The sequence below is a fragment of the Natronoarchaeum philippinense genome (genome assembly GCF_900215575.1).
GTDB classification, from domain to species: domain Archaea; phylum Halobacteriota; class Halobacteria; order Halobacteriales; family Natronoarchaeaceae; genus Natronoarchaeum; species Natronoarchaeum philippinense.
In genome coordinates this window covers 920996-946947 of sequence record NZ_OBEJ01000001.1, presented here as the reverse complement: position 1 = coordinate 946947, position 25952 = coordinate 920996, and the positions used below count along the sequence as shown (strand labels likewise).

At 67.2% G+C, this 25952-nt stretch carries 27 protein-coding genes and 1 pseudogene; 13 read left to right on the top strand and 15 right to left on the bottom strand.

Annotated features, from left to right (window positions below):
- Positions 1-66: 66 nt before the first annotated feature.
- Positions 67-1047, bottom strand: a complete 981-nt coding sequence (locus CRO01_RS04760; protein WP_097007944.1) for an isocitrate/isopropylmalate dehydrogenase family protein — start codon at positions 1045-1047, stop codon at positions 67-69.
- Between the two features lie 231 nt (positions 1048-1278).
- On the opposite strand from CRO01_RS04760, the gene CRO01_RS04755 reads away from it, so the two are divergent.
- A complete protein-coding gene (locus tag CRO01_RS04755; protein WP_143824904.1) occupies positions 1279-2145 on the top strand; it encodes a hypothetical protein in 867 nt (288 codons plus the stop codon).
- Positions 2146-2375: 230 nt separating this feature from the next.
- Here CRO01_RS04755 and CRO01_RS16515 read toward each other — a convergent pair whose 3' ends face one another.
- The 8 genes from CRO01_RS16515 to CRO01_RS04720 all read right to left on the bottom strand — a co-directional run bounded on the left by CRO01_RS16515 (position 2376) and on the right by CRO01_RS04720 (position 10170).
- Complete coding sequence (locus CRO01_RS16515; RefSeq protein WP_179747394.1) at positions 2376-2537, bottom strand: hypothetical protein; 162 nt, start codon at positions 2535-2537, stop codon at positions 2376-2378.
- Positions 2538-2638: 101 nt separating this feature from the next.
- Positions 2639-3274 carry a 3-isopropylmalate dehydratase small subunit gene (gene leuD, locus CRO01_RS04750; protein ID WP_097007942.1) on the bottom strand — a complete coding sequence of 212 codons (636 nt, stop codon included), beginning with the start codon at positions 3272-3274 and terminating at the stop codon, positions 2639-2641.
- Complete coding sequence (leuC, locus tag CRO01_RS04745) at positions 3271-4692, bottom strand: 3-isopropylmalate dehydratase large subunit (RefSeq protein ID WP_097007941.1); 1422 nt, start codon at positions 4690-4692, stop codon at positions 3271-3273. The genes leuD and leuC overlap by 4 nt, the downstream gene beginning before the upstream one ends.
- A complete protein-coding gene (locus CRO01_RS04740; RefSeq protein ID WP_097007940.1) occupies positions 4689-4955 on the bottom strand; it encodes a hypothetical protein in 267 nt (88 codons plus the stop codon). The genes leuC and CRO01_RS04740 overlap by 4 nt, the downstream gene beginning before the upstream one ends.
- Positions 4948-5994, bottom strand: coding sequence for a ketol-acid reductoisomerase (ilvC, locus tag CRO01_RS04735; protein ID WP_097007939.1), 1047 nt, complete (start codon positions 5992-5994; stop codon positions 4948-4950). The genes CRO01_RS04740 and ilvC overlap by 8 nt, the downstream gene beginning before the upstream one ends.
- A 54-nt stretch (positions 5995-6048) precedes the next feature.
- A complete protein-coding gene (gene ilvN, locus CRO01_RS04730) occupies positions 6049-6669 on the bottom strand; it encodes an acetolactate synthase small subunit (protein ID WP_097007938.1) in 621 nt (206 codons plus the stop codon).
- 2 nt (positions 6670-6671) lie between these two features.
- On the bottom strand, positions 6672-8489 hold the full coding sequence (gene ilvB / locus CRO01_RS04725) for a biosynthetic-type acetolactate synthase large subunit (RefSeq protein ID WP_097007937.1): 1818 nt from the start codon (positions 8487-8489) through the stop codon (positions 6672-6674).
- 445 nt (positions 8490-8934) lie between these two features.
- Complete coding sequence (locus tag CRO01_RS04720) at positions 8935-10170, bottom strand: LeuA family protein (RefSeq protein WP_097007936.1); 1236 nt, start codon at positions 10168-10170, stop codon at positions 8935-8937.
- Between the two features lie 301 nt (positions 10171-10471).
- Between CRO01_RS04720 and CRO01_RS04715 the strand changes: the two genes are divergently transcribed.
- Together CRO01_RS04715 and CRO01_RS04710 are read left to right on the top strand one after the other, a co-directional pair.
- Complete coding sequence (locus CRO01_RS04715) at positions 10472-10927, top strand: ferritin-like domain-containing protein (RefSeq protein ID WP_097007935.1); 456 nt, start codon at positions 10472-10474, stop codon at positions 10925-10927.
- A 105-nt stretch (positions 10928-11032) separates the two neighbouring features.
- Entirely contained in the window at positions 11033-11332 is a 300-nt protein-coding gene (locus CRO01_RS04710; RefSeq protein ID WP_097007934.1) for a DUF5779 family protein, read from the top strand.
- 8 nt (positions 11333-11340) lie between these two features.
- Here the strand turns inward: CRO01_RS04710 and CRO01_RS04705 are convergent, their stop codons facing one another.
- Positions 11341-12033: a VOC family protein gene (locus CRO01_RS04705; protein ID WP_097007933.1), complete on the bottom strand. Its 693-nt coding sequence runs from the start codon at positions 12031-12033 to the stop codon at positions 11341-11343.
- 75 nt (positions 12034-12108) lie between these two features.
- Between CRO01_RS04705 and CRO01_RS04700 the strand changes: the two genes are divergently transcribed.
- Complete coding sequence (locus CRO01_RS04700) at positions 12109-12816, top strand: hypothetical protein (RefSeq protein WP_097007932.1); 708 nt, start codon at positions 12109-12111, stop codon at positions 12814-12816.
- Between the two features lie 78 nt (positions 12817-12894).
- Positions 12895-13329: a hypothetical protein gene (locus CRO01_RS04695; protein ID WP_245838502.1), complete on the top strand. Its 435-nt coding sequence runs from the start codon at positions 12895-12897 to the stop codon at positions 13327-13329.
- Here the strand turns inward: CRO01_RS04695 and CRO01_RS04690 are convergent, their stop codons facing one another.
- Complete coding sequence (locus CRO01_RS04690) at positions 13330-13539, bottom strand: ribbon-helix-helix domain-containing protein (RefSeq protein ID WP_097007931.1); 210 nt, start codon at positions 13537-13539, stop codon at positions 13330-13332.
- Positions 13540-13659: 120 nt separating this feature from the next.
- Between CRO01_RS04690 and CRO01_RS04685 the strand changes: the two genes are divergently transcribed.
- On the top strand, positions 13660-13983 hold the full coding sequence (locus CRO01_RS04685; protein WP_097007930.1) for a hypothetical protein: 324 nt from the start codon (positions 13660-13662) through the stop codon (positions 13981-13983).
- 41 nt (positions 13984-14024) lie between these two features.
- Here CRO01_RS04685 and aglJ read toward each other — a convergent pair whose 3' ends face one another.
- On the bottom strand, positions 14025-14951 hold the full coding sequence (gene aglJ, locus CRO01_RS04680; protein WP_097007929.1) for an S-layer glycoprotein N-glycosyltransferase AglJ: 927 nt from the start codon (positions 14949-14951) through the stop codon (positions 14025-14027).
- 208 nt (positions 14952-15159) lie between these two features.
- Between aglJ and glmU the strand changes: the two genes are divergently transcribed.
- On the top strand, positions 15160-16362 hold the full coding sequence (glmU, locus tag CRO01_RS04675; RefSeq protein ID WP_097007928.1) for a bifunctional sugar-1-phosphate nucleotidylyltransferase/acetyltransferase: 1203 nt from the start codon (positions 15160-15162) through the stop codon (positions 16360-16362).
- Between the two features lie 39 nt (positions 16363-16401).
- Here the strand turns inward: glmU and CRO01_RS04670 are convergent, their stop codons facing one another.
- Positions 16402-16632 carry a hypothetical protein gene (locus tag CRO01_RS04670; protein ID WP_218839123.1) on the bottom strand — a complete coding sequence of 77 codons (231 nt, stop codon included), beginning with the start codon at positions 16630-16632 and terminating at the stop codon, positions 16402-16404.
- A 107-nt stretch (positions 16633-16739) separates the two neighbouring features.
- Between CRO01_RS04670 and CRO01_RS04665 the strand changes: the two genes are divergently transcribed.
- From CRO01_RS04665 to CRO01_RS04645, 5 genes are all read left to right on the top strand, one after another.
- Positions 16740-18134, top strand: coding sequence for an NAD-dependent succinate-semialdehyde dehydrogenase (locus tag CRO01_RS04665; RefSeq protein ID WP_097007926.1), 1395 nt, complete (start codon positions 16740-16742; stop codon positions 18132-18134).
- 47 nt (positions 18135-18181) lie between these two features.
- Positions 18182-18955, top strand: a complete 774-nt coding sequence (gene dph5, locus CRO01_RS04660; RefSeq protein WP_097007925.1) for a diphthine synthase — start codon at positions 18182-18184, stop codon at positions 18953-18955.
- A gap of 109 nt (positions 18956-19064) precedes the next feature.
- Positions 19065-19571: a helix-turn-helix domain-containing protein gene (locus tag CRO01_RS04655; protein WP_097007924.1), complete on the top strand. Its 507-nt coding sequence runs from the start codon at positions 19065-19067 to the stop codon at positions 19569-19571.
- 51 nt (positions 19572-19622) lie between these two features.
- On the top strand, positions 19623-20864 hold the full coding sequence (locus tag CRO01_RS04650; RefSeq protein WP_097007923.1) for an alanyl-tRNA editing protein: 1242 nt from the start codon (positions 19623-19625) through the stop codon (positions 20862-20864).
- A gap of 54 nt (positions 20865-20918) precedes the next feature.
- Complete coding sequence (locus CRO01_RS04645) at positions 20919-22082, top strand: acyl-CoA dehydrogenase family protein (protein ID WP_097007922.1); 1164 nt, start codon at positions 20919-20921, stop codon at positions 22080-22082.
- A 343-nt stretch (positions 22083-22425) separates the two neighbouring features.
- Here CRO01_RS04645 and cysE read toward each other — a convergent pair.
- Both cysE and CRO01_RS04635 read right to left on the bottom strand, forming a co-directional pair.
- Positions 22426-22944: pseudogene (cysE, locus tag CRO01_RS16905) on the bottom strand (serine O-acetyltransferase); the annotation flags it as partial.
- 218 nt (positions 22945-23162) lie between these two features.
- Positions 23163-24179, bottom strand: coding sequence for a lysylphosphatidylglycerol synthase transmembrane domain-containing protein (locus CRO01_RS04635; protein WP_097007920.1), 1017 nt, complete (start codon positions 24177-24179; stop codon positions 23163-23165).
- A gap of 115 nt (positions 24180-24294) precedes the next feature.
- Here CRO01_RS04635 and CRO01_RS04630 point away from each other — a divergent pair, with 115 nt between their 5' ends.
- On the top strand, positions 24295-25866 hold the full coding sequence (locus tag CRO01_RS04630; RefSeq protein WP_097007919.1) for a sulfatase: 1572 nt from the start codon (positions 24295-24297) through the stop codon (positions 25864-25866).
- Positions 25867-25952: the final 86 nt, after the last annotated feature.

Sequence of the window (25952 nt, the reverse complement as noted above, 5' to 3'; positions counted from 1 at the left end):
GTCCTTCGGCGTCAAGCACCTTAAGAACAGCCGTCGGTGGCAAGCGCCACCGGGGAGAGAACGGAGTTACAGCCGGTCGAGAACGGCTTGGGTCACTTCCTCGGTCGAGGCGTCGCCGCCCAGATCGGGCGTGCGCGGCCCCTCGTCCAGCACCGTCTCGACGGCGTCGCGGACGCGGTCGCCCTGCTCGTCGTAGCCCAGATGGTCCAGAAGCATCGCCGCTGAGAGGATCATCGCCGAGGGGTTGGCGACGCCCTCGCCGGCGATGTCCGGCGCCGAGCCGTGGACCGGCTCGAACAGGGCGTTGTCCGTCCCGACGTTCGCGGAGGGCAGCAGGCCCAGCCCGCCGACCAGTCCGGCCGCGAGGTCAGACAGCACGTCGCCCGCGAGATTGGGGCAGATGATCACGCCGTAATCCTCGGGATGCATGATCAGGTGCATCGCCAGCGCGTCCATCAGCGCGGTGTCGTAGTCGGCGTCACGCTCTTTGGCGACGGCCTCTGCGGCCTCCAAAAACTCGCCGTCGGTCGTGCGCATCACGTTGGCCTTGTGGGCGATCGTCACGTCGTCGTAGCCGTTCTCCTCGGCGTAGTCGAAGCCGAACTCGGCGATCTCGCGGGAGGCGTCCTCGGTGATCACGCGCGTCAGCGTCGTGACGCCGTCGGCGATCTCCGACTCGATGCCCGAGTAGACGCCCTCGGTGTTCTCCCGGACGAACACGAGGTCGGTATCGGGTTGGACGGCGTCCAGACCGGGGTAGGAGACGGCGGGACGGACGTTGGCGAAGGAGCCGACGACCTCGCGCAGCGGGAGGATCACGTCGGCGGCGGTCTCGCCGGCGGCGCCGAACAGCGTGGCGTCGGACTCGGCGGCGATATCGCGGGTTTCCTGAGGCAGCGCCTCGCCGGTCGCTTCCTTGACGGCGTCGCCGGCGTCGCCCTCGACGAACTCGAACTCGGCGTCGACCGCTTCGAGCACGTCGACGGCCGCGGGCGTCACTTCCTGTCCGATACCGTCGCCGGGGATGACGGCGATCTGGTGGGTCATTGCTTGTCCTGATGCGGCGGGGGTTGGAAAGGGATTCGGTTCGGCCGACGGCCAAGCGGCGACCGGCACCGCGACGGTCGGGGTTCGCCACCGATCGGACCGTGAGTCGAGCGCAACACATTTTTATGCGATAGCGGGGCCAGAGTCCGCAAATCGTGTGCCGGAATCCCCCGTCCGAAACGACTGCGAGCCAGGTTACGACCGCGGAAAATCCGATCCCCGAGGGTGGCGATGCATAGCCTCGCGTCGGTTCGGCGCCAGTTCGGGATCGCCCTCGACGCCGTACGAACGCTGCTATCAGCCCCACAGATGCTCCTCTATCCAATGCTGGCGGCCGTTCTCGGCATTGGCGTCCCAGTGGGGCTGGCCGGCGGAACGTATCTTCTGGCGCCGCGCTTCCTGCAGTACGGCGTCGTGCTGTCGATGCTCGTCTTTCCCATCGTCTTCGCGTTTCTGATGGTGGCGTACTGTCACGAACTCAACGAGGCGTTCGAGGGGCGATCGCCCTCGTTCGGTGCGGGTCTCCGTGTCGCCGCCGGACGAGCGAAGCTAGTCGCCGTCGCGGGGCTCGTCGTCGGCATCGGAAGCTTTCTCGTCCGCTCGGTGGGCGACTCGCTGCCCGTCGGGTCCATCGCCGGCCTCGGCTCCGCATGGGCGCTTCGTATCGGGAGCGTGTTCGCGTTTCCCGCCGTCGCAACCACTGAGGGCAATCTCGACGACGCGTTCGAGGACGTCGTCGCCGCGGTCGAAGCGGAGTGGGGCAAGTCGCTGATCGCGACTGCTAGCACGCAACTGCTCGGAATGGTGATGGCGTGGGCGGGCATCGTCGCGGCCGTGGTGCTCGCCGCCGGGGCGTTCACGGCCCGTTTCGCCGTCGACGCCGGTCCGCTCGGACCGTTTACGCTGCCGGTAATCGTCGGCGTTTCGGGCATTCTCGCCGCAATCCTCGTCCAGTTCACGGTCGACGGCATCCTCAAAACAGCGCTGTACCGCTACGCGACCGAGGGGGAACTACCGACGGCACTGTCGGCTGACGCCGACGAACTCGTCGACCCCGTGGGTGCGTCCGACGCCCGGATGTCGCAGCCAGCCGACTGACGATCGCGGACGCGATTCGGAGGGGTCGCTTGCAGCACCTCGCATGGAAAGGATCGATCGGGTCCTGCTGCTCGGGAGTATTGAAACGCACCCGCGTGGTGACACGCGGGGTGGACTTCCGATCCTAGGAAGGCCGACTGAACGGAATCACCGGGCGGGTAAAAGTGTTTCAGTACATCGCCGCCCACATCTTCGACTTTCGATGGTGCACTGGAGGTCCGATAGTGGTCTCAGCCGGAGAGTTCGCTCTCCTCTAGCTGTTCGTAGGTGGAGACGACATCGCGGGCGAGTTCCCGCTTCGTGTGCTCGTCGACGAGATGCTCTTCGAGCCGCTTCTGCTCAGGTATCTCGTCGGCGCACAGCGGGCACTGGACGGGCGGTTTCGATGCCATACCGAAGTTACGTTGGTCGGCCCAAAAAGTGGCGTCCGTGCGACGACGCGTTCGAGAGAAATCGTCGAGTCCGAAAACGAAATCGTAGCCGGCCTGAGCGGTTACTCGGCTTCCGGAATCGCCGAGTCCTCGACGTACGGCAGCTCCTCGGCCTTCTCGCGGACCGATTGTGCGTTGGACTTCATCAGCGCGGTGGTGTCCCAGACGCCGTCGACCAGCGCCTTGCGCTGGGCATCGTCGACGGTGACGTCGATCTCGTTGTCGCCGTAGGTGGCCGTCTCGGCCTCGATGTCGATGTCGATCTCGCCGTCGGGGTTGGCGTCGACCCAGTCCTGCAGTTCCTGGATCGTCTCGCTGTCGGCCGTCACGGTCGGAATGCCGAGCGCGAGGCAGTTGCCCGCGAAAATCTCCGCGAAGCCTTCGCCGATCAGCGCGTCGATGCCCCAGCGCATCAGGGCTTGGGGCGCGTGTTCGCGCGAGGAGCCACAGCCGAAGTTGTTGTTGACGACCATCACGTTGGCGTCTTGGAACTGCTCCTCGTTCATCGGGTGCTCTTTCTGGTTGTCCTCGTCGTCGAAGCGGACGTCGAAGAACGCGAACTCCCCGAGGCCGTCGAACGTGACGACCTTCATGAACCGGGCGGGGATGATCTGGTCGGTGTCGATGTCGTTGCCCCGGATCGGGACGCCCGTTCCGGACACGTAGTCGACTTCGGGAATCTCGACCTCGTCGCTCATGCGAGGCTCACCTCCTTGACATCGCGCACGTCAGAGACTTCCCCGTTGATCGCCGCCGCGGCGACCATCCGCGGGTTCATCAGCACGGTGCGGCCGTCCTTGCTGCCCTGCCGGCCGATGAAGTTGCGGTTCGACGAGGACGCGCAGGCTTCGTCGCCCTCCAGTTGGTCCTCGTTCATACCGAGACACATCGAACAGCCGGCGTTGCGCCACTCGAAGCCGGCCTCCTCGAAGATGTCCTTGAGCCCTTCTTCCTTGGCGGCCTCTTGGACGCGCTGGCTGCCGGGAACGACCATCGCGCGCACGTCGTCGTCGACCTGTCGGCCCTTGACGATGCGGGCCGCGCGGCGCAGGTCGGGCAGGCGCGCGTTCGTACACGAGCCGAGGAAGGCGACGTCGATGTCGTAGCCTTCCATCGTCTCGCCGGGCTCGACGCGCATGTGCTCTTGTGCGCGGCGGGCGGTGTCCTGTTTCTCCTCGGCCAGCTCCTCGGGCGCCGGGATCGGATCGGTGATGCCGATGCCCTGCCCGGGCGTGGTGCCCCAGGTGACGACGGGTTCGAGCGAGGAGCCGTCGATCGTGACGACGTCGTCGTACTCGGCGTCGTCGTCGGTCTGGATCGACTCCCAGTAGGGCTTGAGCTCGTCGAACTTCTCGGGGTTCTCTTGGAAGTAGTCCGTCTCTGCCAGCCACTCGAAGGTGGTCTCGTCGGGGTTGACGTAGCCCGCGCGGGCGCCGCCCTCGATGGACATGTTACAGATCGACATCCGGCCTTCCATGTCGAGGTTCTCGATGGCCTCGCCGGCGTACTCGTAGACGTAGCCGACGCCGCCCTCGGTGCCGAGCCGGCGGATGATTTCGAGGATGATGTCCTTGGCCTCGACGCCCTCGTCGAGTTCGCCGGTGACCTCGATCTTGCGGACCTTCTGTTTCTCCATGGCGACCGTGCCGGTCGCCAGCACGTCGCGGATCTGGCTCGTCCCGATGCCGAAGGCGAGCGCGCCGAAGGCGCCGTGAGTCGAGGTGTGGGAGTCGCCACAGACGATCGTCTTGCCGGGCTGGGTGATCCCCTGCTCCGGGCCGATGACGTGAACGATGCCCTGATCGCCCGTCGTCGGGTCCGAAAAGTCGATCCCGGCGTCGCGGACGTTCTGCTCCAGTTCCGCCATCATCTCCTCGGCGGCGTCCTCCTTGTAGGGACGGGACTGGTCGGCCGTCGGGACGATGTGATCGACCGTCGCGTGGGTCAGTTCGGGGTACGCGACTTCGAGGTCGCGCTCTTCGAGCATCCCGAACGCCTGCGGGCTGGTCACCTCGTGGATGAGGTGCAGGCCGACGAACAGCTGATCCTGTCCCGTCGGCAGTTCGGTTACCTTGTGATTCTCCCAGACTTTGTCGTACAGCGTTCCCTCGCTCATTCTGTGTCCTCGTCTACGTCGTTCGATGCGTCTCCCTGACGCTTGCGTCCCCGCTCGAACACGGGGTTTGCCCCGTCGCCGTTCGGGGGCTGGTGGTCCACCTCGGCCATCGACTCGTCGTCGATGGCGTCGCGTTCGGTCGATCGGTCCGTCGGCCGGCCACTCCCGTCCGCCGCGACGCCGCGCCCGCGTCGGAAACTGCTGTCGACGCTGCGTTCGTCGTGGGGATGGGTGTGGTCGACCGCTCGCATCGTGTCAGTCATCTGCTGTCACTTGTTCGGCTTCGTCGTCGGCCTCTTGGGCCTCCCACGCGAACAGGTCGCGCAGGCGAGCGCCGACGTCTTCGATCTCGTGGTCCTCCTCGGCCCCGCGCAGCTGCTTGTAGCTGGGCCGGTTGGTCTGGTTCTCGGTGATCCACTCGCGGGCGAACTCGCCGGTCTGGACTTCTTCGAGCACCTGCTCCATTCCCTCGCGGGCGGCGTCCTCGTCGATGACGTACTCGCCGCGGGTGAGACCGCCGTACTCGGCGGTGTCGGAGACGGAGTTCCACATGCCCATCAGCCCGCCCTCGTAGATGAGGTCGACGATGAGCTTCATCTCGTTCATGCACTCGAAGTAGGCCATCTCCGGGCTGTAGCCCGCGTCGACGAGCGTCTCGTAGCCCATCTTCATCAGGTCGGCGACGCCGCCACAGAGGACGGCCTGCTCGCCGAACAGGTCGGTCTCGACCTCTTCTTGGAACGTCGTCTCGACGACGCCGGCGCGGGTGCAGCCGATCGCCTGCGCGTACGCCAGCGAGCGCTCCTTGGCGTCGCCGGTCGCGTCCTGATAGACCGCGATCAGGCCGGGGACGCCCTCGCCGCGCTCGTACGTTCGGCGCACGAGGTGGCCGGGCGACTTGGGCGCGACCATCGTCACGTCGACGTCTTCGGGCGGGCGGATCTGGCCGTAGTGGATGTTGAAGCCGTGGGCGAACTGCAGCGTGTCGCCGGCCTCCAGACCGTCCTCGATCGCTTCGTAGACGGCGGGCTGGACGGTGTCGGGCACGAGCATCTTGACGATGTCGGCCTCCGCGGCGGCAACGTCAGGCGTCTCGACGCGCAGGCCGGCGTCCTCGGCCTCGTCCCACGAGGAGGAGTTCTCGCGCAGGCCGACGATCACGTCGACGCCGCTCTCGTGCAGGTTGAGCGCGTGCGCGTGGCCTTGGCTCCCGTAGCCAAGCACCGCGACCGTCTCCGATTCGATGTACGAACTGTCCGCGTCTTCGCCGTGATATACCGTGGTAGTGAACTCTTCTGCCATTGTGTATTGTCTGTCGCTCCTTGTGTTGCCTATACGTTGCGAATCGCTCGTCGGTCAGTCGTCGGCCGGCGCTCCGTCCGGCGTCGTCGCGGTGTAGTCTGCCCCGCGGGACAGCGCCGCCGTGCCGGTGCGGACGATCTCGTGGATGCCGAACTGGTCGAACGCGTCGACCGCGGCGTCGATCTTCTGCTTGCTGCCCGTGACTTCGACGGTGATCGTCTCCCGGCCGGCGTCGACGGCCTGCCCGTCGTACATGTCCGCGACCGCGCGGACCTCGTCCGGGCGGGTCGAGCCGACCTTGATCAGCGCGAGTTCGCGCTGGCTGGCGTCTTCGGGCAGCTCCGTCACCGAGACGACCGGCAGCAGCTTCCGGAGCTGCTTTTTGGCCTGCTCGATGCCGGGCTCTGGCTCCTCGATCACCAGCGTGATACGGGACTTCGAGCTGTCCTCGATCGGGCCGACGGTCAGGCTCTCGATGTTGAACTGGCGTCGGCTGAACAGGCTCGACACCTCCGACAGGACGCCGGGCTCGTTCTTGACGAGCGCCGACAGCACCGCGCGGCGAACGTCGGGCTCGGCTTCGGCGTCGGGATCGACGCGGATGCCTTGGCTGTTGCGCCGACCGTCGGGTCGGGGACGATCCTTCGGACCGGGTCCTTGCAGTCCTCCTGTCATCGTTAGAGTTCCTCCAGTTGGGCTTCGCTCAGTGCGAACTGGCCGTTGTCCCCGCCGCTGGGAACCATCGGATAGACGTTCGCGCGCGGGTCGATGTGGAAGTCGATCACCGAGGGGCCGTCGTACTCGACGGCGGCCTCGACGGCGTCTGCGACCTCGTCGTAGTCGTCGACGGCGAAGCCGCGGGCGCCGAAGGCTTCGGCGAGCTTGTCGAACTCGGGACACCACGAGTACTCCGAGGCGGCGTGGCGCCCCTCGAAGAAGGCGTCCTGCCACTGTCGGACCATCCCGACGTACTCGTTGTTCAGGACGGCGACGGTGATGTCCATGTCTTCACGAACTGCGACCGACAGCTCCTGAATCGTCATCAGGAACGAGCCGTCGCCCTCGAAGCAGACGACTTCCTGATCGTCGTCGGCCGCGACGCGGGCGCCGATGGCCGCCGGCAGGCCGTAGCCCATCGTCCCCAGCCCGTGGGAGGAGACCCACGTGCGGGGCTCGGTGTAGGTCCAGTACTGGCAGGCCCACATCTGGTGCTGGCCGACGCCGGTCGTGACGACGGCGTCGTCGCCGGTGGCTTCGTCCAGCGCCTCGACGACGAACTCCGGCTTGAGGGGCTCGTCGTCGGGCGTTCCGTAGTCCATCGGGTACTCGTCTTTCCACGTCTGGCACTGCTCGCGCCACTCGTCGGCGTCGGGCGCGAAGTCCAGTTCGGCGTCTAACTGCTCGATGACCGTTCCCGCGTCGCCGATCAGCGGGTAGTCGGCGTGGATGTTCTTGCTGATCTCGGCGGGGTCGATGTCGACGTGGACGATCTCGGCGTCCGGCGCGAACGTGTCGATGCCGCCGGTCAGCCGGTCGTCGAACCGGGTGCCGATGCCGATCAGCACGTCACAATGGGTGATCGCCATGTTGGCGAAGCCGGTGCCGTGCATGCCGGCCATCTCCATCGAGAGCTCGTGGTCCTCGGGGAACGACCCCAGACCCGGCATCGTCGTGATGACCGGAATCTCGTAGGTCGTCGCAAAGTCGTAGAGCTCCTCGGTGGCGTCGCCCTTGATGATGCCGCCGCCCGCCAGAATGGCGGGCTTCTCTGCGGCCTCGATGGCGCGGACGGCCTCGGCGACGGCGTCGTCGTCGGCCTCCTCGGGCGCGTGGAACGTATCAGGAGTTTGGGGCTCGCCCGGTTCGACCTCGGTGTCGGCCTGCGTGATGTCCTTGGGCAGGTCGACCAGCGTCGGACCGGGGCGGCCGGTGTTCGACAGCGCGAGCGCCTGTCCAACGTCGTCGCCGACGGCGTCGGGATCATCGGCGAAGAAGTTCGTCTTCGTGACGGGGTCGGTGACGCCGGTGGTGTCGGTCTCCTGGAACGCGTCGTTGCCGACGAAATCGGAGGGAACCTGCCCGGTCAGCGCGATCATCGGATCGGAGTCCATGTTGGCGTCCGCGATGCCGGTCACGAGGTTGGTCGCGCCCGGCCCCGAGGTCGCCAGACAGACGCCCGGTTCGCCGGCGACGATGCCGTACGCGTCGGCGGCGTGGGCCGCGCCCTGCTCGTGAGCCATCGTGAAGTGGGTGAGCTGGTCGGAGTCATAGAGCGCGTCGTAGACGGGCATGATCGCACCGCCCTGGACGCCGAACAGGTACTCGATACCGGCGTTCTCCAGCGAGCGAACGACTGACTGTGCGCCCGTTTCGACGGGGCGGTCGTCGGCGCGCTCCTCGGGAGTTCGGTTGGCGCCGGACGCCGCGGCGTCCGCGGCGTCGCCGGCGTCGGTCGCTTCCTTCTCGGTTTCGGTGACGGGAGCGCGCTCGCTCATGCCGCATCACTGGCCGTTGCCGGTGCGTTGTGGCGCCGCGTCGTGGTGGTTGGCTGTCGATACTGTCGTCGGTGTGTGGTGGTTCGATACATGTGTCGAGCGGATGCTGGACGATCTGAAGCCGGTGCGATCAGGTGTCGAGAAGTGGGTGAGTGAGGGGCTATCGGGCCCCTACGATCACACCGAGCGTCACGAGAATGGCCGCGACGAACCGGGCGCTGACCGGGCGTGCGCCGTCGGCAGCGGTGGTCCGTCTCATCATTGACGATCTGATGCTCTCGGCCGTAATAATTGTTGCGCGTTTCGGTCGGGCGTCTGTTCCTGAAAACGGGCCCGTCGCTGGGGTGGGCGCGGCCGGCGGTCCCGCATCTGGGCCGGCGAGCGCTTTGCGTCCACTCCACCCGTCGCTCCCCGAGGGGAGAAACGACGATCCCGGCGTGGGGCATCAGACCCGGACCTCCTCCGTGCGCGTGACGCCCTCCTCGCGGGCAAACCGCTCTAACGTCTCCATCGTGACCTGCTTTTTCTCGGCGCCGAAGTCCTTGACGCGGCGGGTGACCGCGCGGACCTCCTCCTCGGTCGGCTCGAAGCCGGCGTCCTCCAGTCGCTCGCGGACCGAGTGGTTGCCGGTGTGCTTGCCCAACACCAGCTTTCGGTTCGCGCCGACCATATCGGGCGTCATGACGCCCGGCTCGAACGTGTCGGAGTTCTCGATGACGCCGGCGGCGTGGATGCCGCTCTCGTGGGAGAAGGCGTTCTCGCCGACGACGGGCTTGTTGCCCGGCACGTCGATGCCGCTCAGCTCCTCGACGAGTCGGGACAGCTCCGTGATTCGGGTCGTGTCGATGCCGGTGTCGACCTGATAGACCGACTCGACTGCCATCACGAACTCCTCGTAGGCGGCGTTGCCGGCCCGCTCCCCGATGGAGTTGACCGAGACTTGGGCCTGCGAGGCGCCGGCCTCGATGCCCGAGAGGGCGTTGGCCGTCGCCAGCCCGAAGTCGTCGTGGGTGTGGACGTCGACGCGCGCGTCGGTGTGATCGACGACCGTGCTGATCAGGTCGTAGAACCGGCGCGGCGTCGCCACGCCGCAGGTGTCGGGGATGTTGATCCAGTCGGTGCCGGCGTCGCTGACCTCCTCGATCACTTCGATCAGGAAGTCCTCATCGGTGCGGGTCGCGTCCATCGGCGAGTACATGCAGGTCACGCCTGCCTCTTTGACTCGCTCGACGGCCTCGACCGAACGCTCTACTACTTCCTCGCGGGTCGCGTGCATCGAATCCTCGATCTGAACGTCGCTGGTCGAGGAGAACACGTGGATCATCTCGACGCCGCTGTCGATGGCGGCCTCGACGTCCTTGTCGACCACGCGGGCGAGCCCGCAGGTGGTCGAACTCGTGCTCTCTGCGATGTCACGAACCGCCTCGAACTCCGCGTCGGAGTTGACCGGGAACCCCGCCTCGATGACGTGGGTACCCATCTCGTCCAGTACTGCCGCTATCTCCCGTTTGTCTTCGTAGGAGAACGACGTACGTGGCGATTGCTCCCCGTCGCGGAGCGTCGTGTCGAAAACGCGTGCTGACTTGATCTCGTCAGTGGAATCTAACGTGCCCTGGAAGAACTCGACCCCCCTGGCTGGTGCCAGAGGACGAATCCATGGACGTGTCGTCGGACATGGTATCTACATCACAGTCGCTTCTCCATATATAAAACTGTCTTTAGGACAGACGCTTCGGGCGAGATGACGTTCACGATTGACAGGCCGCCTCGCCGAATCGCCGCACTTCAACGGCCTATGACTCCTAGTAGACATTTGCATGTTCGGATGCTGGTTAGTCACACACGGTGCTCGGACGCCCTTTTTTGCCCTTCCGCCGCACCTCCTCCCCCGCTTCGGACGCTCGCGCGCGGTCGCTCTCCGGCCCTCGGTTTGCTACTTCGGCACCAGACCTATCTACCGGCCGACCGTATCTCGGCCTGCTATGTCTGACGACGAGGTAACCCGACTGCTCAAAGAGGCCTACAGCGACGAGATCGAGACCGTGATGAACTACCTGTCGAACGCCGTCGTTCTCGACGGCGTCCGCGCCGAGGAGATCAAGAATAGCTTGGAAGCCGACGTACAGGAAGAACTCAACCACGCGCAGATGCTCGCCGAGCGGCTCAAGCAACTCGACGAGCAGCCGCCGGGGTCGATGGAGTTCGAGGCCAGTCAGGAGTCCCTTCAGCCGCCCGAGGACACGACCGACGTTCCCTCGGTGATCGAGGGCGTCATCGAGGCCGAGGACGACGCCATCGAGACGTACAAACAGCTCGCGAAGGCCGCCGAGGAGAACGACGACCTCGTGACCGAGGACATCGCGGTGACGCTGCTGACCGACGAGGAGGCCCACCGAACCGAGTTCCGCGGGTTCCGGAAGGAGTACGTGCAGGACTGATCGGCGGGCTGTCTCCCAGCCGTCGGATTTTCGACTACTCTTAGACCGAACGCCCTCGAACCGGACTGAGAAGGATTTTTGCCGGGGGGTTCCGTGGGGTGGGGTATGACCGACTTCAGCCTCGATCTCGGCGCCGTCGAGGATCAGATCGAGGAGGACGACGAGGACGAGCCGATCGGGGGCGAGGTAGTGCTCGGCGTGCTCGACGGCACGACCGATCCCGAGGAGTGGTCCCGGACGGTGCTTGCCGGGAACGTTCTCGTGCTCGCCGTCGAGGGAGACATCAACGAACTGGCAGCCGGCTTCGCCCGCGGCGTCCGCGACGGCGGCGGCGAACTCGTTCACTTCCGCGGCTTCTTGATCGTCTCGCCGCCCGGCGTCTCGATCGACACCGACCGGCTGTAACCGCACTTCTACCGATCCCGTTCGGGAGTTATCGTCACGACGTGTCCGTCGGGATCACGGACGACGCCGACCTCGCCGCGACGCTGGACTCGACAGGCCCGATCCGCGACCGCTTCGACGGCGGCGTCGACATCCGACGCGGTGAAGCCGAGATCGACGTGGACGCCGCCGCGGGCGTCTGCGAGTCCGAGCTGTGGCTCCCAAAGCTCCAGATCCACCGGTCCCGAGAGCCGGACGCGACGCCGATCCGTCCCGAGATCGACCACCGAGAACCCCAGCGCCTCGTAGAATTCGAGCGCCCGATCGAGGTCCGCCACTTCGAGCACGACCTCGAAGATGCCGTCGATCCCCGGCCCCTCGACCTCGGATTGACCTAACTCGACGCAGTTGCCCGCCGGGTCGTAGCAGTACAGCGACGACGCCGAGCCGAAGGTGTGCTCCTCTAGCTCGTGGGTCGCCGCGAGTCGGTCCCACCAGTCGTCGTACTCGGCGTCCGGGATCGAGAATGCGAAGTGGGTGTGAAGCCCGCCCCGCGGGACGCCCGAGGGCCGCCGGACGACGAGCCGCGACTCGCCGGCCGCGAACGTCACTTCCTCGTCCCGCTCGTCGACCACGTCGAGATCGAGCGTGTCTTCGTAGAACTCGCGCACCGGAGCGAGATGCTTGGCTTCCAGCGCTAGGTGTGACAGCGCGGTGAGCATATCGGCAGTACGCGCCGCGGCGTCAAATTGGCCGGGGGGACGGGCTTTATTTAAATGGCGCCCCTCGTTCGGCACATGCCGATGAAAGGCTCGGGCGTGGCCGACGACAGCGAGACGATCCGCTGGGAGGGCGGGCTGACGTGGATCGCCCATCCCGACGAGACGATGCAGCGAGCCAGCCACGCGCTGGTCGTCGATGGCCCCCACGAGGACGAAGACGACGAACCCGACGTGTGGCTGGTCGATCCCGTCGACACCGTCGATCTCGACGAGACGATCGCAGATCCCGGTCGGATCGCCGGCGTCGTTATCCTGCTTGACCGCCACAAGCGCGATTCGGCGGCCGTCGCGCGGCGCCACGACGTTCCGGTGTACGTCCACGCGACGATGGACGACGTGGCCGCCGAGATCGACGCCGATGTCGAGCGGTTCGACGCCGAACTGGCCGATACCGGCTACCGGTCGATCCGCGTACTCGATCGGGGGTTCTGGACCGAGGTCGCGTTGTTTTCCCCCGCCGACGGGACGCTCGTCGTCCCCGAGGCGCTCGGTGCGGTCGACTACTTCCTCGCCGGCGACGAGCGCCTCGGCGTCCACCCGATGCTGCGGCTGCTCCCGCCCCGCGGATCGCTCGGCGGCCTCTCGCCCGAGCGCATCGTCGTGGGCCACGGCGCGCCGGTCGTCGACGACCCCAAACGCGCCCTCGACGACGCACTCGCCGGCGCTCGGCGCCGCTCCCCGCGGCTGTACGTCGGGACGCTACGCGATTTCTTGCCGGTCTGAGCGTTCGTCCCTAGCGCCGCGCCGCCACGGTTCCCCGTTCGATACGATTAACCCTCCCCCGCCGGTAGTTCCTGGCACGTGCCGACCGATGTGTACGTCACGGAGGGGCTGCTCGACGCACTGCTCGATCTCGCCGCCGGAGACGACCCCGATCGAGTTAGCGCCGCGCTCGCCGTGACGCCCGCTAGTGATCTCGACGGCGGCGTCGATCTCGACCCCGAGACGCCGGTCTTTACGGATCTGTTCGTTCCTCGCCAGCACCGCTCGGTCAACGCCGTCTTCGGAATGGATGTCACGACACCACCCCATCAGACGCAGGGGCGGTTCGTCTCGCACCCGCTCGGTCGCCTCGACGTGACGAAAGAAGATGATCTCCACGAGGTGGTGCTCGTCGCGATCCCCCCGTGGGACCGCGACGCCGTCGCCGCGTTCGACCGCCGCGGGCGACGCCGGTCGCTGGTCGTGCTCGACGCCGCGCCGCCGGTCGACGACCTCGACGACTTCGAGAACTGATCAGTCGATGTAGCCCAGCTCGCGGAGCTGGTCGGTGATCTCTTCGAACTCTGCCTCGGTCAGTTCGCCTTCCTGTTGGTGCTGGATGACGATGCTGCGCAGCAAGAATCGGACCAGATCGCTCGTCGACGAGAAGCTCGTCCCGTCGATCGTCTCCTCGACTCGATCGGCGAGATCCTTCGGGATCGAAACCGTCGTGTACTCGGTCATGCCGATGGCTGGGTCGGCGATCACGAAAGGCCTTGCGAACGGAATTTTCGCCGATCCTCGACGCCGTCGCGCCCGTCCGAAACACAGCGTTGATGAGCGGGGAGCCGCCTCGTCTCGACTATGGCAGCCCGCCCACCGACCGGCGACGACGGCGACGAGCCCGAGACGATCGCGTTCGGCATCGCGACCCTCGACGCGCGTCTCGACGACGCCGATGTCAGGTTCCCCGCGACCGACGAAGAGATCCGGCAGGCGCTCGCTGGCGCGGAGATTCCCTACGACGCCCGTGGCCGGACCATCGCCATCGAGGAGGCGCTCGCGGCCGTCGACGAATCGGAGTACGACTCGCAGAACGAACTGCTCGATGCGCTCTATCCCGTGTTCGACGCCCGACGCGCCGACACCGGCATGCTCGGCCAACTGCGCGCTATTCTGCCGTTCTGACGCCGCGCCGCGCCATCCTCCCGCTGCGGTCGTGCGGCCTATCAGTCCTCGTCGCGCCCGTTCGTGGTCCGTTCGAGGCGCTGGCGCTGCTCGCGGTGGAGCGTGACGATCATATCCGAGAGGACGCCGAACATGAGCAGTTGCACGCCGAGCAACACGCCAAAGCCCGACAGCATCGCCATGACCTCGTGGCTGATGCCGACGACGAACCACCGATAGGCGACCCACACCGCAACCAGCATCCCGGTCAGGATCGCGGCGACGCCGATGCTGCCGTAGTAAAATAGCGGGTTGTTCATCTTCGCCAACCGGTACAGCGTCAGCATGATCGTCGCGCCGTCCCGGATCGGGTGGAGGTTCGTCTCCGAGCCGTCCGGCCGGGGGTCGTAGTGGATCGGGACGACTTCCGTGTCGATCCCGTGACGGACGCACTCGACGGAGAACTCGGTCTCGATACCGAACCCGTCGGCGGTCAGATCGAGATGTTCGGTCGAGGACAGCGTGAACGCCCGATACCCGCTGAGGATGTCGCCCAGATCGCGGTGGTGGACGACGCCGAACGCGCGGTTGATGATCCCGTTTCCGAACCGGTTGAGCCGCGACATCGCGTCGGGATGCATCTCGGCGAAGCGGTCGCCGATCACGTGCTCGGCGCGGCCCTCCCAGAGCGGTTCGAGCAGGGCCTCGGCGTCGCCGGGCCGATAGGTGCCGTCGCCGTCGAGCATCAGCACGTACTCGGCGTCGATCCGAGTCAGCGCCTCGCGCACCGCCTGCCCTTTTCCCGAACCGGACTGGACGAACACCCGCGCGCCGCTGTCCTCGGCGATCTCGCGGGTGCCGTCGCTGGACCCGCCGTCGACCACGAGGACGTTCTCGTATCCCCGCTCGTGGAACTCCTCGATCACGTCGCCAATCGTCGCGGCTTCGTCCAGCGTCGGGATCACGACGCAGACGTCCGTCTCGGCCATCGTACCCGGATTGGACGCCACGGGTGCAAAAGCGTTATTGGTTCCCTACCACCGACGGAAGTGACCTGTTACACGCCAAGGTATTCAACCCGGCTCTCGAAGTGGGGCCTGTGACAACGCTACTGACCGTCCGCAGTGCAACGGGAACGAAGCCGGGTCGGCGGCGATCGGAGCGTCGCGGCACGGAGCTGTCGGAGGTGTCAGCGTCGTGAAAGCGGTCGTCCTCGCGGCCGGCGAGGGGACGCGCATGCGCCCGCTGACGGCGACGCGACCCAAGCCGATGGTTCCTGTCGCCGGAAAGCCGCTGGTCGAGCACGTCCTCGACGCCGCCGCCGAGTACGTCGACGGCTACGTGCTCGTCGTGGGCTATCGCGCCGACGCGATCAGCGACCACCTCGGCGACTCTCACAGAGGCAAGCCGATCACGTACGTCGACCAAGAAGAACAGCGCGGGACGGCCCACGCCATCGGCCGGGCCGACGAGTACGTCGACGAGCGCTTTCTCGCGCTCAACGGCGATGTCGTCATCGACGACGGACTGGTCGCCAAGCTCGCGGCCGCCGACGGCACCGCGATGGCGACGATGCGCGTCGAGGACCCCCGATCCTACGGCGTCGTCGAGCGCGACGGCGAGCGCGTCGTCGGCATCGCCGAGAAGCCCGACGACCCGCCGTCGAATCTGGCGAATCTCGGCCTGTATGCCTTCGATCCGGCCATCTTCGAGTACATCGATCGCACAGGCAGGAGCGAACGCGGCGAGTACGAGATCACCGACTCGATCGAGATGCTGATCGAGGACGGCGACCGCGTCGTCGCCGCAGAGCACGAGGGCGAGTGGCTCGACGTGGGCCGGCCGTGGGAAGTGCTCGACGCCAACGAGCATCTGCTGGCCAACTGCTCGCGCCGACTCGACGGTGAGATCGAAGACGGCGCAACGCTGAAAGGCGACGTGGTCGTCGAGGAGGGCGCCCGCGTCCGGTCGGGCGCGTACGTCGAAGGCCCCGTTCTCGTCCAATCGGGCGCCGATGTCGGCCCCAACGCCTACGTCCGGGGCGCGACCGTGATCGGTCCCGACGCCCGCGTCGGCAACGGGGTCGAGGTGAAAAACTCGATCCTGCTCTCCGGCGCCAGCGCCGGCCACCTGTCGTACGTCGGCGACTCGATCATCGGCGCCGACGCCAACCTCGGTGCCGGTACCAAGGTGGCGAACCTCCGCCACGACGACCAGTCCGTCCGGATGGCCGTCAAGGGCGAGCAGGTCGACACCGGCCGCCGGAAGCTCGGGACGGTGCTGGCCGACGGCGTCAAGACCGGCATCAACACGAGCCTCAACGCCGGCACCAAGCTCGGCGTCGGCGCCATGACGCGGCCCGGCGAGTCGGTGATGTCAGACCGCGGCGACGGCGTCTGAGAAGCGATACGGCGCTCTCAGATCACCTCGAATCGCCGCTTACTCCTCCGCGTACACGAGGGTTCGTCGGCACTCGGGGCAGACGTACGGAACCGGAGTGAGAATCTCGTCGGCCCGGATGCCGCTCAGAAACCCGTCGTCTGTCGCCTCTGCGACGATCGTGAGCGAACCCATCGCGCTCGTTCCTTGCAACTCCATTTCCACCAGCGGCTCCTCGCAGTCCGGACAGACTTTCTCGGCGGACATCTGTGCGGCGCACGTTTTTCCCATACCTCGAAAAATCCACCGCCCTTCGCAGAGCCGTCTGCTTCTCTGGCGCGTCGGTCACCCCCCAGATGTTTGTCCTCTCTGGCGTAACACTACAGGAGGAACGCCATATGGAAAGCACCAACCCTGCCACCGGCGAGGTGATCGACGAGTACGAGACACACGACGAGGACGATGTCGAGCAGCGGCTCGACGCCGCGGCCGAGACGGCGTCGTCGTGGGCCGACACCAGCATCGAACAGCGCCAAGAGCTCCTGAGCGACGCCGCCGACGTGCTGCGCGACGGCGCCGACGAGTACGCCGAGTTGATGACTTCGGAGATGGGAAAACCGATCACCGAAGCCCGCGCGGAGGTCGAAAAGTGCGCGTGGGTCTGTGACTACTACGCCGAGCGCGCCGACGAGCACCTCCAGGACGAGGTGATCGGCAGCGAGCCCGAATCGAAGACGTTCGTCTCCTACGAACCCCTCGGGCCGGTGCTGTCGATCATGCCGTGGAACTTCCCGTTCTGGCAGGTGTTTCGCTTCGTCGCCCCCGCGCTGGCGGCGGGCAACACGAGCGTGCTCAAGCACGCCTCGAACGTCCCCGGCTGCGCGCTGGCCATCGAGGACATCTTCGCCGAGGCGGGCGCGCCCGAGGGCGCGCTCTCGACGCTACTGATCGGCTCCGACCGGGTCGACGGCGTGATTGCCGACGACCGGATCCGGGCCGTCACGCTCACCGGGAGCGAAGGCGCCGGCCGAGCCGTTGCTGCGAGTGCCGGCCGAAATCTCAAAAAACACGTCCTCGAACTCGGCGGGAGCGATCCCTTCGTCGTGCTCGACGACGCCGACCTCGACGCCGCCATCGAGACTGGCGTGCAGGCGCGGACGCTCAACTCCGGCCAGTCCTGCATCGCCGCGAAGCGATTCGTCGTCCACGACGACGTGTACGACGAGTTCGAGGAGCGCTTCGTCGAGCAGATGCAGGCGCTCACGGTCGGCGATCCGATGGAAGAGGAGACGGATGTCGGCCCGCAGGCCCGACAGGATCTCATGGAAGACCTCCACGAGCAGGTCACGGCCACCGCCGACGCCGGCGCGACGATCCGGTGTGGCGGCGAACCGCTGGACCGCGAGGGCGCCTTCTACCCGCCGACGGTCGTCACCGACGTGCCCCGCGACGCGCCGATGGCGACCGAGGAGGTGTTCGGCCCCGCGGCGGCGCTGTTCCGCGTCGAGGACGCCGAGGCGGCGGTCGAATTGGCCAACGACACGCATCTCGGACTGGGTGCGTCGATCTGGACTGAAGACCTAGAGCGCGGCGAGCGCCTCGCGCGCCGGATCGACGCCGGGGCGACGTTCGTCAACGAACTCGTCAAGTCCGATCCCCGCCTGCCCTTCGGCGGCATCAAGGACTCGGGCTACGGCCGGGAGCTGAGCCACATGGGCATCCGGGAGTTCGTCAACCGGAAGACGGTCTGGGTTCAGCAGGCCGGCGGCCCCGACGACGTGGCCACGGAGTGACCGGCGCGACTCGCACGACTTTTCACTCGCACGCACCCAGTGGGAGCATGCTCACTTTCGTCGGGCTCGGACTCTACGACGAGCGCTCGATCACGGTCGAGGGCAGAGACGCCCTGCGGGACGCCGATCGCGCGTTCGCCGAGTTCTACACCAGCAAGCTCGTCGGCGCGACCGTCGAGGAGCTCGAATCGCACCACGACATCGAGATCGAAGTCCGCGATCGGGCGGGCGTCGAACAGGATCCGGACCCGATCCTCGACGCCGCCGCGGAGGGTGACGCCGTCTTTCTGACCGCCGGCGACACGATGGTCTCGACGACCCACGTTGACCTCCGGCTTCGCGCGCACGAGCGCGGCATCGACACGCAGGTCGTCCACGGCGTCACAGCCCAATCGGCCGCCAGCGGCCTGACCGGGCTGCAGAACTACCGATTCGGCAAGGCGACGACCCTGCCGTTCGAGTACGCCCACGGCGCCGAGGGCGTCCCCGACAGCGTCGTCGAGACGATCAGCGCGAACCGCGAGCGGGGGCTTCACACGCTGGTCTACCTCGACATCAAGGCCGAGCGCGAGGAGTACATGACCGCTGACATCGCCGCCGAGCAGTTCGCCGAGGAATTCGGCGAGGAGCTTGGCGTCGTCGTGGCCCGCGCCGGCAGTCCCGACCCGCTCGTCGCCGCCGATCGGATCGACGCCCTCGCCGAGCGGAGCTTCGGCGACCCGCTGCACCTGCTCGTGATCCCCGGCGATCTCCACCACATCGAGGCCGACGCGCTCGGCGCGCTCGGCGACGCGCCCGAGGACCTGCTCGACCCCGTCTGATTCTCGCCGAGTCTGCTGTCTCGTCGGCGCCTCACCGAGTCGCCACCGCGTCGTGTGCCGATGACCCGGCACCGCGCAATTGAAATGAGAGTCTTCCCTACACGGACCCATGGCCAAGTATTCGACGGGCAGTTCGTCGGGGTCGGGCGACGCCGACGCCTGCGAGCTCTGCGGGGCGACCAGCGCGTCGCTGCGACCGGCAAACGTCGCCGGCGCCGAGCTGGACGTCTGTCCCGACTGTGCCCCTCACGACGACAACGCGCACAAGGATCAGAAGAAAACGGACCAGTCCGGCGGCGACTCCGGTACCGACCGCAACCCGGTCGAAGCGGCCAACTCCGAAACGTCGATGTGGGACGGCGACACCTCCCGCTGGGAGGAAGAGGGCACCCACTACGACGACGACCCCCTGCCGTATCTCGTGACCGACTACGGCTCGGTCGCCGAGTCCGCCCGGCAGGACGCCGGCCTCCAGCGCGAGGAACTCGCCGAGGAGTTGGAGCTCCCCGAGTCTGACCTGCTGGCGATCGAGCAGGGCCGTGCCAATCAGGCCGGCGTCTCCGGGTCGATGATCGCGGCCCTCGAAGAGCGACTCGGCGTCGAACTGGCCGAGTGACGCCGGCCGGCGGCCCGATAACTTTTGTAGGCGCCTCGTGACCTGCGAGTGATGAGCGGACAACGCGCGGCGGCCGAACCGTACACGACCCAGTTCTCCACGTCGGTGCGTGCCGTCGACGGCTGTGACGTGTACCTCGAGACGACGTATTTCTACGCCGAGAGCGGCGGCCAACCGGCAGATACCGGACGGATCGGCACGCACGGAGTCGAGCACGTCCGACTGGACGACGGAGCCGTCGTCCACGAACTCGCCGAACCGGACGCCGTCCGCCCCGGCCAGTCCGTGCTGTGTACGATCGACTGGGAGCGCCGGATGTACTGCATGCGCGCTCACACCGCCAGTCACGCGCTGTACGGCGCGGCGCGCCGGCTGTTCGACGAGGTGGACTACGCCGGATTCGACATCGGCGCGCCCGAGGGCGAACTCGGCGGCGACGAGACGGTCCGCATCGACTTCCTGACCGACGCCGAAATCGACGACGAGACGCTCGCCGACCTCGAACGCGCGGTCAACCGGGTCGTCTGGGACGCTCGCGAGGTCGCGTGGGAGACGACACCAGCGGACGAGGCGTTCGAGCGGGACGACGTGGCGTACAACGCTGCGACCGAGGAGGGAATCGCGGGCGGGGATGCCGACGCCGTCCGACTCGTCACGATCGAGGACTGGGACGTTGCAGCCTGCGGCGGCACCCACGTCCGGAACACCCGCGAGATCGGGCCCGTGACATTGGTCGATCGGTCGAACCCCGGCGCGGGCCGAACACGCGTGGAGTTCGCCGTCGGGCCGGCCGGCATCGGGCGCCGCCGAGACGAGACGGTCGCGGCGACGGCCGCCGCGCGGCGCCTCGACGTAGACGTCGAGACGGTCCCCGAAGCGCTCGACCGACTCCGCGAGGAGCGCGACGATCTCGCCGACAAGGCCGCCGATCTCCGGGAGTCTCTGGTCGACGCCCGGATCGCGGCCCTTCCTGACGCCGAGCGTGACGATGCCGTCTGGCGCGTCGGCACGATTGAGGGTGTCGGCCCCAACGACGCCGCTGACGCCCTTCGGGAGCGAGTGCAGAGTGACGACCCGGAAGCAAGCCCAGCGGACGCCGTCGCGCTGGTCGGCGCCGAGCGCCCGCCGTTCGTCGTCGTCGTCGCGGCAGGCGACGCCGTCGACGCCGCGGCGGAGATCGAGGACGTGACCGACGCGTTCGGCGGGGGTGGGGGTGGCGACGCCGACCTCGCACAGGGCGGCGGCCTCGACGCCGATCCGGGCGACGTGGTTGCCTACCTTCGTGAGGCGTGAGTGGCCCGTCTGCGAGAAGATCATCTTTTTCCATTCGGAATCTGAAGTCAGGGTATGACCCTCACCGGAGAGCAGCGAGCGGTCCGGGATGTCGTCCGGGAGTTTGCCGTCGAGGAGATCCAGCCGATCGCGGCCGAGGCCGACGAGACCGGCGAGTTCCCCGAGGATATCTGGGATAGACTGGCCGATCTGGACCTCACGGGGCTGACGACGCCGACGGAATACGGCGGCTACGGTGCCGACCAGACGACCTACGCCGTCGTCAACGAACAGGTGGCCTACGGCTCGCTCGCCGTGGCGACGGCGCTGTCGGTCCACTGTCTGGCGACGGCCTGTATCGCCACGTTCGGCGACGCTGATCAGAAAGAGCGCTGGCTTCCCGAGATGGCAGAAGGGCGTCCGGTCGGCGCGTTCGCGCTCTCGGAGCCCGACGCCGGTTCGAATCCCGCCGAAATGTCCACCGAAGCCCGTCCCGTCGAAGGTGACGACGGCGCGGTCGAGTCGTACGTCCTCGACGGGCGCAAGCAGTGGATCACCAACGGCGCGCGGGCCGGCGTCGTCGTCGTGTTCGCCAAGACCGACCGAGCCGACCCGAACTCGATCACGCAGTTCGTCGTCCCGGCCGACGCCGACGGACTGGTCGTCGAGAAGACCGAAGACAAGATGGGCCTGCGCGCGAGCGACACCGCCGCACTGCGCTTCGACGGGGTCGAGATACCCGCCGAAAACAGGCTGACCGAAGTCGGTGCCGGGCTTCGCGCCGCCCTGTCGATCCTCACCGAAGGCCGCATCGGCATCGCCGCTCAGTCGGTCGGACTCGCGCAGGACGCCTTCGACCGGGCCCGCGAGTACGCCACCGAGCGCGAGCAGTTCGACCAGCCGATCGCCGAGATCCAGTCGATCCGCCACAAACTCGCCGAGATGGCCACGCAGATTCAGGCCGCCCGAGCGCTCACCTACGACGCCGCGGCCGCCCACGAGCGCGGACGCGAGGCGTCGCTGTACGATCCCGTGATGCTCGCTAGCATGGCCAAGTACGCCGCCAGCGAGACGGCTGTCGACGTCACCTCAGAGGCGGTGCAGGTCCACGGCGGCTACGGCTACGTCACCGAGTTCGAGGTCGAACGGCTCTACCGGGACGCCAAGGTAACGACGATCTACGAGGGCACCAGCGAGATTCAAAAAACGGTGATCGCGCGGCACCTGCTCGACGAGTAGCCGGAGACCGGCTTCCGGCGAGCAGCCGAGTAACAGCTCACTACCGATCGGTCAGCCGTTCTACGTCCTCGCGCAACTCGCGGAGTTCGCGCTGGCGGGCTTCGGCGTCGGCCAGCGCCGCGTCGATCGCATCCAGCAGTTCGTCGGGATCGGGCTCCTCGGCGTCGCGTTCCTCGAGGAGCGCGACGGTGCCGCCTCGGCCGGCGTCGCCACACGCCGCCGTCGCGGCGCGAGCTGCCTCCGGTTCGGCGTCGTCCGGCTGTTCGATGTCGGCCGATCGGTCAGCGTCATCTGGGGGGTCGGCCTCGGCGTCCGAGTCGGCGTCCGCGATGGAGTCGGCGGTCGCCGCCCCCGTCTCGACTGGTTCGGCCGGGACGCCCATCACCGTCGTCTCCGGGGGAACGTCGTCGACGACGACCGCGCCGGCGCCGACGGTCGCGCCCTCGCCGATTGTGATGTCGCCGACGAGCGTCGCGTCGGCGCCGAGCGTGACGCCGTCCTCGAGCGTGGGGTGGCGCTTCTCGGGTCTGGGCGAGTTGCCCCCGAGCGTGCAGCCGTGGTGCATGTGCACGTCGTCGCCGACCTCGGCAGTCTCGCCGATCACGACGCCGGCGCCGTGGTCGATGAAGCACCGCCGGCCGATCGTCGCGGCGGGATGGATCTCGACGCCGGTGAGAAAGCGCGAGAGATGTGAGAGAAGGCGCGCTGGCCACGTCAGGCCACGGTTCCACAGGGCGTGGGCAACCCTGTGGAGCCACACCGCGTGCAGTCCCGGATAGCTGGTGAGGACCTCGCGTCGGCTTCTCGCCGCGGGGTCGTTCTCCAAGGCCGTCCGGACATCCTCTCGAACCCGATCAAGCATGGGTGGCTCGTCCGTCGGCGCCCGGCGCGCCCAGTACGCGGTCTCCGTGCGTTCCCCGTCGTCCTGCAGGCGTCACTCGCACCCCGCCGCCCCGACAGCAACACCGGTCCGCGGTTCGGCGGCGCTGCTGACGGACTGTCCTCGGAGAGCGAGCTTTCGTCGCCATGGTGTTGAACTGACGCGATCAGCGCAAAAAGGCGTTCGGTTGGCTTCGGTGGTCACGCGAACGACCGGACGCCGAAGGCCGTCATCGAGCCGCCGCCGATCAGTATCGGCATCCAGTAGATCACCGATCGGTAGATCAGCACAGCGGCGGCCACCGCAGAGCCCGGCAGTCCCGTCGTCGGAACCAGTAGCGCGACGAACGTCGCTTCGATAGCGGCCAGCCCGCCGGGCAGTGGCGCCGCGCCCGCCATGTTGCCCAGCGGAATCACGAACAGCACGACGTAGAACGGCACCGAGTAGCCGACCGCCGCGAACGCAGCCATCAGCGCGGCGCCTTGGAACAGCCAGCCGACCGTCGAGAGCCCGATCGTGATCGCCAGTCGGCGGCGGCTGACGGCCACGCGCTCGACGTGTCCGAAAAAGCGCTGCATCCGTTCGACGAGGCTGTCCTCGTCGGTGTCGTCGAACCGGTCGAGCGGGATGCGACCGAGCACGCGGGCGAGGCCGCCCGCGACGTACTCGACGAACTGGTCGCGGTGGTGCCAGACGAACGTGAACGCCACGATAATGGCGGTGGCGAGCACGCCGACAGTGATGACGGCGGTTTCGAGACGCTCGCCCAACGTGAAGTTGACAGCGTAGTAGCTGACGCCGAGGCCGATCAGCGAAAGCGAAGACACGACGTTGAGAACGTCGAGGCTGGCGATACCGACCAAACCGGTCTCGTAGCGGGCGTCTGACGACCGCGATATCAGCAGGGCAGCGACCGGCTCGCCGCCCGCCTGTCCGAACGGCGTGACGTTGTTGGCAAACACCGCAGCGGCGTAGATCGCAAACGAGCGCACAACGGCGACGGGAACGTCGAGCGTCCCGAGAATCGTCCGAAGCATCAGACTCCAAGCGACCAGCCAGAGGAGCCCGAGCCCGACTGTCGCCCCGACCAGCGAGGGCGTCGCATGAGTCAGCTCCTCGATAATTCGTTGCCCGCCGACGAGATAGAACAGCACGGCGAAGATGACGAGGGCGCCCACCACGCCCGCTGCGAGCATCCTCCAGTTGCGCCCGTCCATTCACATTCACGGTGGATGCGCCCCTTCAAAATGTTTCCGTTGTTAACCGTTGTGCGGCCGCGAATCAAACGTCCGTTTCGAGCGTTTTATCCGTGATTGCGCGGAACGCCCGGTAATGAGTAGTTCGAGTCCGTCTAACGTTCTCTTCGTCGTGCTCGACACGGTCCGAAAGGACCATCTGACGCCGTACGGCTACGACAGGCAGACGACGCCGAATCTCGGCGAATTCGCCGAGGAGGCGACCGTCTTCGACGACGCGGTGGCGCCGGCGCCGTGGACCTTGCCCGTCCACGCGTCGATGTTCACCGGTCTGTATCCGAGCCAGCACGGCGCCGACCAGGAAAGTCCCTACCTCGACGACGTGGCGACGCTGGCGTCGGTGCTGTCGGCGGGGGGCTACGACACGGCGTGTTACTCTTCGAACGCATGGATCACGCCCTACACCAAGCTCACCCGGGGCTTCGAGCACCACGACACCTCCTTCGAGATCATGCCCGGGAACTTCCTCTCGGGAACTCTTGCAAACCTCTGGCAGACGATCAACGACAACGAGCGCCTGCGCGATCTGGCCAATCGGATCGTCCACCTCGGGGCGAAGGCCCACGCGAAGTTGGCGGGCGACGACGACGCCGCCTCGAAGACGCCGGCCGTGATCGATCAGACAAAGTCCTTCATCGAACAGAGCGACGAGGATCCCGGCTGGTTCGGTTTCATCAACCTGATGGACGCCCACCTGCCGTATCACCCGCCCGACGAGTACCGCGAGCAGTTCGCGCCGGGCGTCGACTCCTCGGAGGTCTGCCAGAACTCCAAGGAGTTCAACTCCGGCGCCCGCGAGATCAACGACGAGGAGTGGGAGGATATCCGAGGCCTGTACGACGCCGAGATCGCCCACATCGACGCCGAACTCGGGCGCCTGTTCGACTGGCTCCGCGAGACGGGCCGCTGGGAGGACACGACGGTCGTCGTCTGTGCCGACCACGGCGAGAACCTCGGCGAGCACGACCTCTACGGCCACGAGTTCGCGCTGTACGACGAGCTGATCAACGTTCCGCTGATGGTCAAACATCCCGAACTGGACGCCGACCGCCGCGGCGAGCAGGTCGAACTCGTCGACCTGTATCACACAGTGCTCGACGCCGTCGGCCTCGACCCGGCCGACGCCGGCGGGTACGAGTTCGACGCCGTTTCGCGGGATCGGACCCGATCGTTGCTCTCGGCGAGCTACCGGGAGTTCGCCGAGGCCGACGACCCCGACCCGGGACAGCGGGCCGTCACCGCACAGGACGGCGACGCCGACTACGGCTTCGTCGAGTACTCCCAGCCGGTGATCGAGCTCCACCACCTCGAAGAGAAAGCGTCCGAGGCGGGGATCGAACTCCCCGACGACCACCGCGCGTACTCGCGGCTTCGCGCCGCTCGGCGTCTCGACGCCAAGTACGTCCGCGCCGACCGGATCGACGACGAAGCCTATCGCCTTGACGACGATCCGAACGAGCTGTCTCCGGTCGATCCCGCCGACGACGAGGCCGCCGCTGCGACCGAGCGCGCGCTGGCCCAGTTTGAGGAGGGGGTCGGCGGCGCGTGGACCGACGCCGACGGCGTCGAGACCGGCAGCGCGGACGCGCTCGACGACGCCGACGAGGAGATGCGCGAGCGCCTGCGCGATCTGGGCTACATGGAGTAAGCGGCATCGGCCGCCCCCGCGCTGTCGTCGGCTGTTCCGAATCCTGACAAGCAACCCTTAACTTCGCCACCGGTCAAGCGACGGAA